Genomic DNA, 14798 nt, shown 5'->3' on the forward strand with positions numbered 1-14798 from the left:
AAACCCTAAAGGGCCGCCGGAACGGCCAGCGTTCGTTGACTCAGGCGGCCTGCTTGCCCAGATCGAGGCGGACGGTCGGACCGGCTGTGCGGATGCGCTCGCGCATCGTCGCCGGGACCGGGACGCCGTCCTGCTCCACCACCTCGAAGGCGTAGATGTCGACGCCGAACTGCTCGCGCTCGGCCTTCGCCTTGGCGTCGGCCAGCACGGCATCCGCCTCGGAGCGCTGGAACAGCGCAGCCTCGGCGAAGGACTCGACCCACACGCCACCCTCGCCCAGGAACACGACTTCCCCGTCGCGCAGGCGGCTGGCGGTGATGGCTTTCATCGATCCTTCCTTCGATCGATCCTTGGCCGACATCTGGCTCTCCTGGCTGGTCGTTCTCGAACGCGTTTGGTGTCTTAACCCGAACCGTCTGCGGTCCGGCAGTGAATTCGCCATCGTACGGGCTTCGCGGGAGGCGGGCCGTTACGGCAGCCACTTCTCCCGGTCGATCAGGTCGCGGCTTTCGCGGGCGACCTCGGACATCGATGCCCCCTCCGCCCGGCGGCGGTTGCGAAGCTCGGCGATGGTGCGCAGCCGCTCCGCCCACTCCTCCGGGAACAGGGACTCCAGCCGCTGGCGCAGCAGGCTGGCGACGGTCGGGCTGCGGCCGCCGGTGGAGACCGTCATCACCAGATCGCCACGCCGCACCACGGAGGGCGAGTGGAAATCGCACAAGGGGATGACGTCCTCGACATTCACCAACACCCGGCGCTGCCGCGCCAGGTCCGCCAGCGCCGTCTCGGCCTCCGTCCCCAGCCCCATCACATACAGCACGCCGACCTTGTCGAGATCGGATGCCTCCGGCAGAGCCCGCACTAGACGGTCGCCGGCGAGAGCCGCCAATTCCCCATCCGGTTCCGGTGAAAAGACCTGCGGATCCGCTCCGCCCTCGCGAAGCTGCGTCAGACGGCGCAGCGCGAGCGGGCCGTTGCCGGCAAGCGCAATCGTCACCCGCGCCGGGTCGAGCGCCAGCGGAATCATGCCTGCCTCACCGAAACGGGCGAAATCGGGCGGGCGGCTGCGGCGCCTATGACCGGGATCCTGTGCATGGCGGTATTTAGCCCGGCTGCCGCACGACAATCAACATATTTCACACAACGATTTGCAGCGCAGCACAAACCTATTAAACAAGTAGAGAATGTATTTACGTTGCACGGGTTTTCCGCCGGTGTTAATGTGCAAACACAGTCAGTAAATCTACTTACTAGATAGACTTAAAGGCCACCGCAAAAGGCAGCCGAAGATGGACGCGGAAACACGGGTGAAGCATCTGACCGACAGCCACGGCACGCTGGAAGGCGCACCGCTGCTGGCTGCCATGCATGAGCTGTTCGGCGGGCGGATCGCGTTGATGTCGTCCTTCGGGGCCGAATCCGCGGTGCTTCTGGCGCTCGCCGCCGAAGCGACGCCGGATTTCCCGGTTCTGTTTGTGAATACCGGCAAGCTGTTCGGCGAGACCCTGCGCTACCGCGACGAGCTGGTGAAGCGGCTGGGCCTTCGGGATGTGCGGGAGATCGGGCCGACCGCAGACGACCTCGCCACTGGCGACAAGGACGGGATGCTGTTCGCCCGCGATTACGACGCCTGCTGCCATCTGCGCAAGACGGTGCCGCTGGAGCGCGCGCTGGCCACCGCCGGGCTGGAGGCCTGGGTGACGGGACGCAAGCGCTTCCAGTCAGCCACCCGCGCCGCCCTGCCCCTGTTCGAGGCGGAGGGCGGCCGCGTGAAGGTCAACCCGCTGGCCAACTGGGACAAGGCCCGGCTGGAGGAAGAGTTCACCCGGCGCGACCTGCCGCGCCACCCGCTGGAAGCCGACGGGTACCTGTCCATCGGCTGTTACACCTGCACCGAGCGAGTGGCGCCCGGTGCCGACCCGCGTTCCGGCCGCTGGGCCGGCAGCGCCAAGACCGAATGCGGCATACACACCATGATTGGAACCGCCCGATGAGCGCCGATCTCGACCAGCTCGAAAACCAGAGCATCTACATCCTGCGCGAAGCCTACAACCGCATCGACAAGCTGGCGATGCTCTGGTCGATCGGCAAGGACAGCAACGCGCTGCTGTGGCTCTGCCGCAAGGCGTTCTTCGGCCGCATTCCCTTCCCCGTCGTGCAGCTCGACACCGCCATGGAGCTGCCGGAGGTCTACGAGTTCCGCGACCGCATCACCAAGGAATGGGACCTCGACCTCAAGGTGGAGCAGTGCCCGCCCGAGGAGGAGATGGACCAGACCCTGCCGCCGCTGACCCGCGCCGCCGCGCGCAAGACGGAAGGTCTGAAGAACCTGCTGCGCGACCATGCCTACCAGGGCGTGATGGTCGGCATCCGCCGCGACGAGCAGGCGACCCGCGCCAAGGAGCGCGTGTTCTCGCCGCGCTCGCTGGAAGGCGACTGGGACGTGAAGGACCAGCCGGCGGAGTTCTGGGACCATTACAAGACGCGCTTCCCCGAAGGCGTCCATGTCCGCATCCACCCGCTGCTGGCCTGGACCGAGCTTGACATCTGGCGCTATTCGCAGCGCGAGGGGATTCCCATCGTCCCGCTGTACTTCGCCCGCGACGGCAAGCGTTACCGCTCGCTGGGCGAGAAGAACATCACCTTCCCGGTCGACAGCACCGCGTCCACCATCGACGAGATCATTGCCGAGCTTCAGGTGACCCGCGTGCCGGAACGTGCCGGCCGGGCGATGGACAATGAATCCGAAGACAGCTTCGAACGCCTGCGCAGCGTGGGGTACATGTAAGATGCCGCATTCTCAACTCCGCATCGTCATCGTCGGCCATGTCGACCATGGCAAGTCCACGCTGATCGGCCGCCTGCTGAACGACACCGGCAGCCTGCCCGACGGCAAGGTCGAACAGGTCCGCGAGATGAGCCGCAAGCGCGGCATGCCGTTCGAATGGGCCTTCGTGATGGACGCGCTCCAGGCCGAGCGCGACCAGGGCATCACCATCGACACCACGCAGATCCACTTCAAGACGAAGCAGCGCCCCTACGTCATCATCGACGCGCCGGGCCACACCGAGTTCCTGAAGAACATGGTGACCGGCGCCTCCCAGGCCGACGCCGCGCTGCTGGTGATCGATGCCGACGAGGGCGCGCTGGAACAGTCGCGCCGCCACGCCTTCCTGCTGCACCTGCTGGGCGTGCGTCAGGTCGCGGTCGTCGTCAACAAGATGGACAAAGTCGAGTTCTCCAGCCGCCGCTATGAGGTGGTGGCCCAGGAGATCAAGGACTATCTGGCCGAGCTGGGCCTCCAGCCCAAGGCGGTGATCCCGGTGTCCGCCCGCAACGGCGACAACATCGTCACCCGCAGCGAGCAGGCCGACTGGTATCTGGGGCCCACGGTGATCGAGCAGCTGGACGCCTTCCGTCCGCAGCAGACCTCGCCCGACCAGCCGCTGCGCTTCCCCCTCCAGGACGTCTACAAGCCGGACGACCGCCGCATCCTGGCCGGCCGCATCGAGAGCGGGCGCCTGCGCGTCGGCGACACGCTGCACTTCTCGCCGACGGGCGCCAGCGCCAAGGTGGTCAGCATCGAGGCGTGGAACCATCCGGAGACGGTGCTGTCGGCCCAGGCCGGGCAGAGCATCGGCATCACGCTGGACAAGCGCATCTTCGCCGAGCGCGGCCACATCGCCCACCACCAGTCCGACGCGCCGATCCTGGCCCACCGGCTGAGCGTGCGGCTGTTCTGGCTGGTGTCGGACCCGCTGGTGGTCGGCAAGACCTACACGCTGAAGATCGCCACCGGAGAGCACCGGGTGACGGTGGAGCAGGTGACGGCGGTCATCAATGTGGAGGACCTGTCCAGCACCCCCGGCAAGGCGGTCCGCCGCAACGAGGTGGCGGAGGTCGTCCTGCGCTCCCGCTCGCCCATCGCGCTGGATCTGGCATCGGATCTGCCGCGCACCGGCCGTGGTGCTTTGATCGACGGCAACGACGTGGTCGGCGGCTGCCTGGTGGTGGAGATCGAGGACGCCTCGGCGGCCAACATCACCGAGGTGTCGCACACCGTCTCGCTGGAGGAGCGCGCCCAGGCCAACGGCCACAAGGGCGGCATCGTCTGGCTGACCGGCCTGTCGGGTGCCGGCAAATCGACGCTGGCGATGGCGCTGGAACGCGCGCTGTTCGACCGTGGCTGGCAGACCTTCGTGCTGGACGGCGACAATGTCCGCAACGGCCTGAACGCCGGTCTGGGCTTCTCGTCGGATGACCGGGCGGAGAACATCCGCCGGGTGGCCGAGACGGCGAAGCTGTTCGCCGATGCCGGCATGGTGGTGATCGCCTCGCTGATCTCGCCGCTGAAGGCCGACCGGGCGCGGGCACGGGTGATCGGCGGCGAGCGCTTCCACGAGGTGCATGTCGCCGCCAACCTCGCCACCTGCGAGGAGCGCGACCCGAAGGGCCTCTACAAGAAGGCGCGGGCCGGGGAGATCGCCGAGTTCACCGGCATCTCGGCTCCCTACGAGGCGCCGGACCAGCCCGAACTGGTGATCGACACCGACGCGCTGAGCCGCAGCGAGGCGCTGGCCCAACTGCTCGACTATGTCGACGAGACCTTGGGCAAGAACAGCCTGAAGTCGGAGAAAGAGCTGACCTACGTCATTTGATGGGCGTGACCTGAGGGTCGGTTTTTTTGGGGTGAGACGATGGGCGCGGGGGAAAGACCGCGCCCGTCGCTTTTTCGGCCGATGCCGTGCCTCGCCCCATCAACCCTCCCCCCTCTCCGGATCCTGTGGCATAAGGGGCCGCCTTCACGCATCACGCCCTAAGGACCCCTGCCGCCCATGATCCGCTTCGATAACGTCAGCAAGCAGAACGGCCACCGCATCCTGTTCCTGGAGGCCTCCGCGGCGCTCAACCGGGGTGAGAAGATCGGGCTGGTCGGTCCGAACGGTGCCGGCAAGACCACCCTGTTCCGCATGATCACCGGCGAGGAACAGCCGGACGGCGGGCAGGTGGCGATCGAGAAGCAGGTCAGCATCGGTTATTTCAACCAGGATGTCGGCGAGATGTCCGGGCGCTCCGCCGTGGCGGAGGTGATGGACGGCGCCGGGCCGGTCAGCGTCGTCGCCGCCGAACTGGCGGAGCTGGAAGCCGCCATGGCCGACCCGGATCGCGCCGACGAGATGGACGCCATCATCGAGCGCTACGGCGAGGTGCAGGCCCGTTTCGACGAGCTGGGCGGCTATGAGCTGGAGGGCAAGGCGCGCGAGGTGCTGGCGGGCTTGAGCTTCAGCCAGGAGATGATGGACGGCGACGTCGGCGGCCTGTCGGGCGGCTGGAAGATGCGCGTGGCGCTGGCCCGCATCCTGCTGATGCGCCCGGACGCCATGCTGCTCGACGAGCCGAGCAACCATCTGGACATCGAAAGCCTGATCTGGCTGGAAGGTTTCCTCAAGGGCTATGAGGGCGCCCTGCTGATGACCTCGCACGACCGCGAGTTCATGAACCGCATCGTCACCAAGATCATCGAGATCGACGGCGGAACGCTGACCAGCTATTCCGGCGACTATGGCTTCTACGAGAAGCAGCGGGCGCTGAAGGAGAAGCAGCAGGAGGCGCAGTTCGAACGCCAGCAGGCGATGCTGGCGAAGGAAATCAAGTTCATCGAACGCTTCAAGGCCCGCGCCTCGCACGCCTCCCAGGTGCAGAGCCGGGTGAAGAAGCTGGACAAGATCGAACGCTTCGAGCCGCCCAAGCGCCGCCAGGTGGTGACCTTCGACTTCCCGCCGGCCCCGCGCTCCGGCGACGACGTGGCGGTGCTGAAGAACGTCCACAAGGGCTATGGCAGCCGGTCCATCTATGAAGGGCTGGACCTGACCATCCGCCGCAAGGAGCGCTGGTGCGTGATGGGCGTCAACGGCGCCGGCAAATCGACCCTGCTGAAGCTGATCGCCGGCACGACCGACCCCGACAGCGGCACCGTCACCGTCGGCGGCAGCGTCAAGATGGGCTATTTCTCCCAGCATGCGATGGAACTGCTGGACGGCGACCAGACCATCTTCGAAGCGCTGGAGGCGCATTTCCCGCAGGCCAGCCAGGGTTCGCTGCGGGCGCTGGCCGGCTGCTTCGGCTTCTCCGGCGACGATGTGGAGAAGCGGTGCCGCGTGCTGTCGGGCGGCGAGAAGGCGCGGCTGGTGATGGCGATCATGCTGTTCAACCCGCCCAACTTCCTGGTGCTGGACGAGCCGACCAACCACCTCGACCTCGACACCAAGCAGATGCTGATCCAGGCGCTGGCTGCCTATGAGGGCACAATGCTGTTCGTGTCGCACGACCGCCATTTCCTGGCAGCATTGTCCAACCGCGTGCTGGAACTGACGCCGGAGGGCATCCACCAGTATGGCGGCGGCTACACCGAATATGTCGAGCGCACCGGGCAGGAGGCACCGGGGTTGCACAGCTGATCCCCTGTCCTTCCCATCACTTCAAGTGAACGGACCCTTCGGAACAAGTCATTGGTCGTGAAGTCCGCCGGGGCGTAGCATCGCCTGCGTTGTCGAGACAGCGGAGGCGGACATGCCCTCTCTCACGGATTCCCTTGAACGGTTGGGGCTGCGGTCGCCGGTGATCCAGGCGCCGATGGCGGGGGGCGGCGACACGCCGGCCCTGGTCGCCGCCGTCAACGAGGCCGGCGGGCTGGGCTTCGTCGGCGCCGCCTACCTGACCGGGGAGCAGATCGCCGAGCGAGCGCTCGCCATCCGTCAGCGCACCGCCCTGCCCTTCGGCATCAACCTGTTCGCGCCGACACCGGCGCCCGGACCGGCGCCGATGATGGCCGAGTCGATGGCCCGCCTGAGGCCCTTCCATGCCGAACTCGGCCTGCCGGAGGCGGAGGAGCCCGCCTACGGCGGCGACATCTTCGACCGGCAATTTGCTGCCCTGCTGGACAGCGGAGCCGCCTTCTACAGCGTCACCTTCGGGCTGCCGCCGGCCGACAGCGTCGCGGCGGCCAAGGCACGCGGCATGCGGGTGCTGGGCACCGCGACCACGGTGGCGGAGGCGGTGGCCCTGGAACAGGCCGGCGTCGATGCGGTGATCGCGCAGGGCAGCGAGGCCGGCGGGCATCGCGGCAGCTTCATCGGCGATCCGGCAGCCAATCTGGTCGGCACGATGGCGCTGGTGCCGCAGGTGGCCGATGCGGTGGGCGTGCCGGTGATCGCGTCGGGCGGCATCATGGACGGGCGCGGCATCGCCGCGGCGCTGGCCCTGGGCGCGACCGCGGTGCAGATGGGCACGGTATTCCTGACCACCGGGGAGGCCGGCATCCCCGAGGCGCACAAGGCCGCCATCCTGGCGGCGCGCGAGGACCAGACCCGCATCACCCGCGCCTTCTCCGGCCGGCCGGCACGCGGCATCGTCAACCGCTTCATGGAAACGGTGGAGGACCCGCAGGCGCCCGAGGCGGTGCTGCCCTTCCCCTTGCAGAACGCGCTGACCCGCCCGCTGCGCACCGCCGCCGGCAAGGCCGGCCGGGCGGAGTTCCTGTCGCTGTGGGCCGGTCAGGGGCTGACACTGGCGCAGAGGCGCCCGGCGGGGGAACTGGTGGCCGACCTGCTGCGCGGGACTGAGGCGGTCCGGCGCAGGCTTGCCGTCTGACTGGATAGACGGGCAGGCCTGCTCAGATGGCCTCGGCCGTCACCCGGTTGCGGCCGCTGCGCTTGGCGGCGTAGAGCGCCTGGTCGGCGCGGCGGACAAGCGTCAGGGCCGGTTCGCCGGGGCGGAACTGGGCGACGCCGACCGACAGCGCGACGGTGCCGTAATTGGCGTTGCGCGCCTTGTTCACGATCTGGCGGCCACCGACGAAGGCCCGCACCTGCTCCGCCAGCTTGGTGGCGTTCTCCAGGCTGGTGCGCGGCAGGATGATCGCGAACTCCTCCCCGCCATAGCGGGTGGCGGTGTCGCGGCCCTTGATGCATTCGGTCAGCATGCGGGCGACCAGCTTCAGCACATGGTCGCCGACCAGATGGCCGTGGGTGTCGTTGAAGCTCTTGAAATGATCGATGTCGAGCATCAGCAGCGACAGCGGCTGCTCGTCGCGCACCGACGCTTCCATCGCCTCCTCCAGCATCAGGTCGAAAGCCTTGCGATTGCCGATGCCGGTCAGCCCGTCGGTCAGCGCCTCGCGCCGCGCGCTGTCAAGGCTGACCCGCATTTCGGCCAGCTGCTGGCTCGATTCCTGAAGTTGCAGTTGGAGCGCCGTCTGGCGGTCGACGATCTCCTTGGTCTCCGCAGCGATGGCGGCGACCATGGCGCGCAGTTCCAACAGGCTGAGCGGCTGGTCCAGCTCTTCCCGGAAGCCGGACAGGGCGTTGCCGTAGCGCTCCGTCTCCGACCCGACATTGCCCAGCTGCTCCAATATGCGCCCCAGGGCATAACGGGCCTTGTCGGAGGTCTCACGGATCGCCTGGGCTTCGGCGTCCATGGTGAAGAAGCGCTTGTAAAGCTCGTCGCACAGCGTCTGCGAGGCGGCCAGCCCATCGCGGCGCGCCAGATCGATGGCGCGGGTCAGGTCCGGGTTGTTGCCGCTGTAATAGACGTACCAAAGCGTGAAATTTTCCGGGGTGGCCGGCAGCCGGTCGGACAGCATCCGCTCCATGGCCTTCGCGGCAAGGCCGCTGGAACGCTCGAAATCCTCCGCAGTTGCCACGACCGCCGTCCGTCCAAAATCATTCGATTTCGAACGGTACGCGGCACAAGCCCTTACGGCAAGAAGGTTTTTGGGAACAGGGCGAGATGTTCCAACCGCTCTGGTTGTACACTGTTCAATTAATTGCATTGTCCGACGGAACTCTCGGCGCAGATATGCTTGCCGTCGGTCCAGCGTGCCCCCGACAGGTCGGCATGACGCAGGTCGGTGCCGGACAGCTTCGCTCCCGTCAGGTCGGCACGCGCCAGCGACGCCCCCACCATCTTGGCATTGCGCAGGTCGGCCTCGCGGAAGCTGGCGCCGGTCAGGTCGGCACGGGTGAAATCGGCTTCGATCAGGCGGGCCTTGTCGAAGACCGCGCCAGGGGCGGTGGCGCTGATGAACTTGGCACGGTAGCCGTCGGCATCGGTCAGCTTCGCCTCGCCCAGGCTGGCGCGCTGAAAGGTCGCATCGCGCAGCATGGCGCCGCTGAGATCGACACCGGTCAGCGTCTGCCCCTCCAGCGAGCAGCGGCGCCAATTGACCTTCGGCTGTGCCGCCTCGGTGCAATCGGCCAGCGCCGGGCCCACGGAAAGGACAGTCAGCACGGCCGCGGCGGCGGCGAGGATGCCGGAACGGATGCGCAGGCGAAGCGGCGGGACGGGTGCGGTTCTCATCCCTCGATAGATGGGGGCACCACCGCTCAACTCAACCACCGGGCCGTTGCAAGCAGGGCTTGCGGTTATCCGGTGGTTCGGGAGCCGTCCAGCCGGGCAACCGCACGCCCAGCCTGCGGCGGCCGGGGAAGGACGGCATGGGCAGCCGCCTGTCCGGCCAGCGCCGCCGCGACGGCCGGCGGGAACGGGCCGGTCTTCCGCGTACCGAGATCGACGTGCAGCAGCATGACCTCGGCCGTCGCCGCCAGCCACCCCTCCTCGGCGTGCCGCATTTCGTGGAACAGATGAAGACGCTTGGCGTCGGCGCCGAGCAGCAGCGAGTCGAAGCGCAACGGCGTCCCCTCCGTCACCTCGCGGGCATAGGTCAGGTGGGCATCGACGACGAAGACCGACCGGTTCTCCGCCGCGACATAAGCCTTGCCGATCCCGAAGCGGTCCAGCACGGCATCCGTCGCGTGGTCGAAGGCCAGCAGGTAATAGGCAACGTTCATGTGCCCGTTGTAGTCGATCCACTCCGGGCGGACGGTTTCGCGGTGGAGGGACAGGGGGGTGGTGAGGGTCATTTTTTCTCAGACCAAAACTCATGAACTCTATTCAACTCTTCAACAAAAAACATAAGTTTTTCGGATATATTAAACCCAAGATCGGAAGCCATTTCATAAAACCCACTGCCAGGTATTTTACTTGGAATTCCCTTTTCACCCCCAATCACCAGAACAGAGAGCAGCGGCCTCCCCTGATTATATTCCGAAACACTAATTTCATAAAGAATTTTACTAAGCTCATCTCTATCTTTTGGGGAATCCATATCTAATCCCATAGGAGCAGCTACATCCCTATAAGACAGAACCCGCCGTTTTCTTGCTGTTTCAATGAGGTGTCCATAAAGATCATAATTAGTCATTTTCCCCTCGCTATAACAACCGAAATGGCACCGCCTTGGTAAGGAACATTCTTGAAATACATAAGCTATATTGTATAGACACGCACCCCCTCATGCGTGGCCTTGTAACTCAGCGTGCCGACCTGATTCCTGTTCGCTTCGAAAAAAGAGCGGCGACAGGGCACGATGTCAGCCGGAATGCCGGTTCCGGACTTTGCTGCATGGGCGAACACGGCCGACCGCCGTTCCTTCGGCGCATCGTCCGGGACGATCACCAGCAGGTCGTAATCGCTGTCCTCGTCGAAATCGCCGCGCGCCCGGCTGCCGAACAGGTAGACGGCTTCCGGCTCCAGGGCCGGGACGATCCGGTCCAGCAGGATTTGCAGCTTCTCGTCGTTCCGCGTGTCGACCACAGCCATGGGAACCCTCCGCCGCCCATCCTAACACGGAACGGGCGGCGGAGGATCATCGCATGAACCGAAGGCCTTACACCGAGAAGTACTTGGCCCGCGGATGATGCAGGACGATGGCCGAGGTGCTCTGCTCCGGATGGAGCTGGTCCTCGTCCGACATCTCGATGCCGATGCGGCCGGCGTCCAGCAGCTTCAGCAGCTGTTCCTGATCCTTCAGGTTCGGGCAGGCCGGATAGCCGAAGCTGTAGCGGCTGCCGCGGTAGGACTGCTGCAACAGCTTCTCCTTGTCGCGGCTGTCTTCCGAGCCGTAGCCAAGCTCCGCACGGATGCGGGCATGGACATATTCCGCCATCGCCTCGGTCATCTCCACCGACAGGCCGTGCAGGTAGAGATAGTCCTGATAGCGGTTCTCGGCGAACCACTCGCGCGCCACCTCGGCACAATGCTGGCCCATGGTGACGACCTGGAGGCCGAGCACGTCACGCTCCGGATCGGTCACGTCGCGCAGGAAGTCGGCGATGCACTCGCCGTCTTGCCTGCCCTGGCGCGGCAGCGAGAAGCGGGCGGCCTCGGTGGTGCCGTCCTCCTCGAACAGGATGACGTCGTTGCCGTCGGCCGCCGCCTTCCAATAGCCGTAGACGGCGGTCGGACGCAGGATTTCCTCCTTCGCCGCGATCTGGAGAATGCGGTCGAGCACCGGCCGCAGCTCCTTCTTCGCCCACTCCTTGAACTCCTCGAAGGACTTGCCGTCCTTCCGGTAGCCCCATTGCAGCTGATAGAGCATCCGCTCGTTGAGGTAGGTGACCAGCGTCTTCAGCGGCACATGGTCGATCAGCTTCGGCCCCCAGAAGGGCGGGGTCGGCACCGGCACGCCTTCGGCCAACCGGTGGCGGCGGGCGCGGACGGCGTCCTTGTCCACCGGACCGGTGGCCGCACTGGTCGCCTGCCCCAGCACGCGGCGGCGGTTGGTCGCCTTGCCGGCGCGCTTGGCCTGCTGGATGGCGAGCTGCTGGTCGAAGCTGCCCTCCACCACCTTGTCCATCAGGGTCAGCCCGTCGAAGGCGTCGCCGGCATAGGCGACGCGGCCCGAGCCGTAGGAGGCCACGCAGTCGCCCTCGACATAGGCGCGGGTCAGCGCCGCACCGCCGAGCAGGACAGGAACCTCCAGCCCCTCGCGGGTCATCTCCTCCAGGTTCTCGCGCATCACCACGGTGGACTTGACCAGCAGGCCGGACATGCCGATGGCGGTGGCCTTGTGCTCCTTGGCGGCCTGGATGATGGCGGTCACCGGCTGCTTGATGCCGAGGTTGACCACCTTGTAGCCGTTGTTGGTCAGGATGATGTCGACGAGGTTCTTGCCGATGTCATGGACGTCGCCCTTGACGGTGGCGAGAACCAGCGTGCCCTTCTGCTGCCCCTCGATCTTCTCCATGTGCGGCTCCAGCCACGCCACGGCGGCCTTCATCGTCTCGGCCGATTGCAGCACGAAGGGCAGCTGCATCTTGCCGGCGCCGAACAGCTCGCCCACCACCTTCATGCCGTCGAGCAGATAGGTGTTGATGATCTCCAGCGGCGGATGGCTCTTCATCGCCTCGGCGAGGTCGTCCTCCAGCCCGGTGCGGTCGCCGTCGACGATGCGCTCCTTCAAGCGCTCCTCGACCGTCTCGGCACGGGCCTTCTTCTTGGCGTCGGCCGCCTTGCGGCCTTCGAACAGGGCGATGAAGGCCTGGAGCGGGTCGTAGCCTTCCGCACGGCGGTCGAAGATCAGATCCTCGGCGGTCTTGACCTCCGTCTCGGGGATCTGGTGCAGCGGCAGGATCTTGGAGACATGGACGATGGCGCCCGTCATCCCCTTCTTCACCGCATGGTCGAGGAAGACCGAGTTCAGCACATGGCGCGCCGCGGCGTTCAGGCCGAAGGAGACGTTGGACAGGCCGAGGATGATCTGGCAGCCGGGCATCTCGCGGGCAATCGCCTCGATGCCTTCCAAGGTCCAGATGGCGAGCTTGCGGTCGTCCTCGTTGCCGGTGGCGATGGTGAAGGTGAGCGGGTCGAACAGCAGGTCCGACGGGGCGAGGCCGTACTCGTTCACCGCCAGATCGTAGAGCCGCTTGGCGACCTCCAGCTTGCGGTCCGGCGTCTTCGCCATGCCCTCTTCATCGATGGTCAGCGCGATGACGGCGGCGCCGAACTTCTTGGCCAGCGCCAGACGCTGCCTCGCCGGCTCCTCGCCGTCCTCGAAGTTGATCGAGTTGAGGATCGCCTTGCCGCCGTAGAGCGCCAGCGCCTGTTCCAGCACCTTGTACTCGGTCGAATCGATGACCAGCGGCGCCGTCACCGAGCCGGAGAAGCGGGAGATCACCGCGTTCATCTCCGCCACCTCGTCGCGACCGACGAAGGCGGTGCAGACGTCGAGCGAATGGCTGCCTTCCTTGACCTGCTCGCGCGCCATCTCGACGCAGCCGTCCCAGTCGTTCTTCTCCTGCAGCTCGCGCCACTTCTTGGAGCCGTTGGCGTTGCAGCGCTCGCCGATGGCGAAGAAGGCGTTCTCCTGGCGCAGCGTGACCTGACTGTAGAGCGAGGCCACCGCTGGCACCCAATGGACGGTGCGGCCCTTCGGCGCCGGGCGGTGCGAGCCGGCCGGGGCCAGCTTGCGCAGCATCTGGTTCGCCGCCGCGATGTGCGGGACGTTGGTGCCGCAGCAGCCGCCGACGAGGTTGACCCCGTCCTCGCCGACGAAGCGCTCCAGCCAATGGGCGAAGTCGTTGGCCAGCAAGGGATAGTGCGTCTTGCCGTCGACCAGTTCGGGCAGGCCGGCGTTCGGCTGGACCGAGATCAGGCCCGGCCAGTTCTGCGACAGCCAGCGCACATGCTCGCTCATTTCCAGCGGGCCGGTGGCGCAGTTCAGCCCCATCAGCGGCACGTCCAGCGCCTGGATGACGGTGGCCGCCGCCGCGATGTCCGTGCCGACCAGCAGCGTGCCGGTGGTCTCCACCGTCACCTGGACGAAGACGGGGGTGTCGGACTTCGCTTCCAGCCGGGCCCGCTTGATGCCGTTGACGGCGGCCTTGATCTGCAAGGGGTCCTGGCAGGTCTCGACCAGGATGGCGTCGGCCCCGCCGGCGATAAGGCCGGCGGCCTGGACATAGAAGCTGTCCTCCGCCGGCTGATAGGCGATGTGGCCCAGGCTGGGCAGCTTGGTGCCCGGCCCGATGGAGCCGATGACGAAGCGCGGCTGACCGTCCTTGAAGCTTTCCGCGGCCTCACGCGCCAGTTCGACCGCGCGCTGGTTGATCTCGAAGGCCTTCTCGGAGATGCCGAACTCGCCCAGCGTCACCGGCGAGGCGCCGAAGGTGTCGGTCTCCACCATGTCGGCGCCGGCTTCGAAATAGCCGCGGTGGATGTCGCGGACGATGTCGGGACGGGAGAGCGGCAGGATGTCGGTGCAGTTCTCGTGCCCCCAGTAATCCTTCTCGACGTCGAGGTCGAGCGCCTGGATGCGGCTGCCGAACCCGCCGTCGCAAAGCAGAACACGGTCACGCAGGGTGTCGAGGATGTGGGCCATGGGAATGCGTCTTGTCCGTTATTTGGCGGGTTCGGGGCAGAAAAGGCGTGGTCAGGTCAGGCCGTGGCGGCTTGCGGGCCACCAGTCCTCGTCGAGAAGCTGGTCCAGCGAATAGGGGCAGTCGGGCGGAAGGTCGTTCAGTCGCATGCCATCACGCTCCAGACCAAGAGCGGCGATCTTGCGACCGGACTTGTAGATGCCGGCAGTGTCGATCCGTCCGCGAAGGCTGGGACTGGCCGACAAGTCGCGGGCAACGCGGTCGCGGTGTTCAAGGACGGAAACCTTCCAATCGCCGCGCGGATCTGCGGCCGGAGAGTATTCCAGTTTGAGCAGATGCTCGATCACACGGACCAGCGCGCTTTCGACCGCGCGCAATTCCGACCGGCCCATGCTTTCGATCTCCTCCGCGACATTCTCCCAGTCGATGGGCGTGTTGATGCGCTCACGCGCCGCCTCGCGGAGCAGGCGCGCCTGCTCCTCGGTCCAGGCGAGGAAGTCGGTGTCGTATCCGATCCGGCTGTCCATGGCGCGATGCCCCCTTCCGCGGATGTGCGGCCAGTCTAGCATGAAACCGTGGCGG

The 14798-nt window shown here is 66.3% G+C and carries 14 protein-coding genes; 5 read left to right on the top strand and 9 right to left on the bottom strand.

Translation table 11 applies throughout. The features are described 5' to 3' along the window. Positions 1–40: 40 nt before the first annotated feature. Both CRT60_RS31075 and CRT60_RS31080 read right to left on the bottom strand, forming a co-directional pair. Complete coding sequence (locus CRT60_RS31075) at positions 41–328, bottom strand: DUF2849 domain-containing protein (protein WP_098741117.1); 288 nt, start codon at positions 326–328, stop codon at positions 41–43. Positions 329–469: 141 nt separating this feature from the next. After that, the gene (locus CRT60_RS31080; RefSeq protein ID WP_098740284.1) at positions 470–1027 is read right to left on the bottom strand and encodes a precorrin-2 dehydrogenase/sirohydrochlorin ferrochelatase family protein; all 558 of its coding nucleotides are present in this window, start codon (positions 1025–1027) and stop codon (positions 470–472) included. 262 nt (positions 1028–1289) lie between these two features. On the opposite strand from CRT60_RS31080, the gene CRT60_RS31085 reads away from it, so the two are divergent. The 5 genes from CRT60_RS31085 (at position 1290) to CRT60_RS31105 (ending at position 7650) form a co-directional block, all read left to right on the top strand. Next, positions 1290–1994 (top strand): phosphoadenylyl-sulfate reductase, encoded by a 705-nt coding sequence (locus CRT60_RS31085; protein WP_098740285.1) that lies wholly within the window; start codon positions 1290–1292, stop codon positions 1992–1994. Next, positions 1991–2788 carry a sulfate adenylyltransferase subunit CysD gene (gene cysD, locus CRT60_RS31090; protein WP_098740286.1) on the top strand — a complete coding sequence of 266 codons (798 nt, stop codon included), beginning with the start codon at positions 1991–1993 and terminating at the stop codon, positions 2786–2788. The genes CRT60_RS31085 and cysD overlap by 4 nt, the downstream gene beginning before the upstream one ends. Position 2789: 1 nt before the next feature. Next, positions 2790–4658, top strand: coding sequence for an adenylyl-sulfate kinase (gene cysC, locus CRT60_RS31095; RefSeq protein WP_098740287.1), 1869 nt, complete (start codon positions 2790–2792; stop codon positions 4656–4658). A gap of 177 nt (positions 4659–4835) precedes the next feature. Then, the gene (locus CRT60_RS31100) at positions 4836–6458 is read left to right on the top strand and encodes an ABC-F family ATP-binding cassette domain-containing protein (RefSeq protein WP_098740288.1); all 1623 of its coding nucleotides are present in this window, start codon (positions 4836–4838) and stop codon (positions 6456–6458) included. 112 nt (positions 6459–6570) lie between these two features. After that, positions 6571–7650, top strand: a complete 1080-nt coding sequence (locus CRT60_RS31105) for an NAD(P)H-dependent flavin oxidoreductase (RefSeq protein WP_098740289.1) — start codon at positions 6571–6573, stop codon at positions 7648–7650. A gap of 22 nt (positions 7651–7672) precedes the next feature. Here CRT60_RS31105 and CRT60_RS31110 read toward each other — a convergent pair whose 3' ends face one another. The 7 genes from CRT60_RS31110 to CRT60_RS31135 form a co-directional block, all read right to left on the bottom strand. Beyond that, positions 7673–8701, bottom strand: coding sequence for a GGDEF domain-containing protein (locus CRT60_RS31110; RefSeq protein WP_098740290.1), 1029 nt, complete (start codon positions 8699–8701; stop codon positions 7673–7675). Between the two features lie 119 nt (positions 8702–8820). Further along, positions 8821–9357: a pentapeptide repeat-containing protein gene (locus CRT60_RS31115; protein ID WP_098740291.1), complete on the bottom strand. Its 537-nt coding sequence runs from the start codon at positions 9355–9357 to the stop codon at positions 8821–8823. 65 nt (positions 9358–9422) lie between these two features. Continuing rightward, a complete protein-coding gene (locus CRT60_RS31120; protein ID WP_098740292.1) occupies positions 9423–9920 on the bottom strand; it encodes a thioesterase family protein in 498 nt (165 codons plus the stop codon). Continuing rightward, entirely contained in the window at positions 9917–10261 is a 345-nt protein-coding gene (locus CRT60_RS35935; protein ID WP_143273425.1) for a hypothetical protein, read from the bottom strand. The genes CRT60_RS31120 and CRT60_RS35935 overlap by 4 nt, the downstream gene beginning before the upstream one ends. Positions 10262–10326: 65 nt before the next feature. Continuing rightward, the gene (locus CRT60_RS31125; protein WP_098740293.1) at positions 10327–10659 is read right to left on the bottom strand and encodes a nucleotidyltransferase domain-containing protein; all 333 of its coding nucleotides are present in this window, start codon (positions 10657–10659) and stop codon (positions 10327–10329) included. 67 nt (positions 10660–10726) lie between these two features. Beyond that, the gene (metH, locus tag CRT60_RS31130) at positions 10727–14218 is read right to left on the bottom strand and encodes a methionine synthase (RefSeq protein ID WP_098740294.1); all 3492 of its coding nucleotides are present in this window, start codon (positions 14216–14218) and stop codon (positions 10727–10729) included. A 51-nt stretch (positions 14219–14269) separates the two neighbouring features. Further along, positions 14270–14743: a DUF29 domain-containing protein gene (locus CRT60_RS31135; protein WP_098740295.1), complete on the bottom strand. Its 474-nt coding sequence runs from the start codon at positions 14741–14743 to the stop codon at positions 14270–14272. Between the last annotated feature and the right edge of the window lie 55 nt (positions 14744–14798).

It is taken from the genome of Azospirillum palustre (assembly GCF_002573965.1).
Lineage (GTDB): Bacteria > Pseudomonadota > Alphaproteobacteria > Azospirillales > Azospirillaceae > Azospirillum > Azospirillum palustre.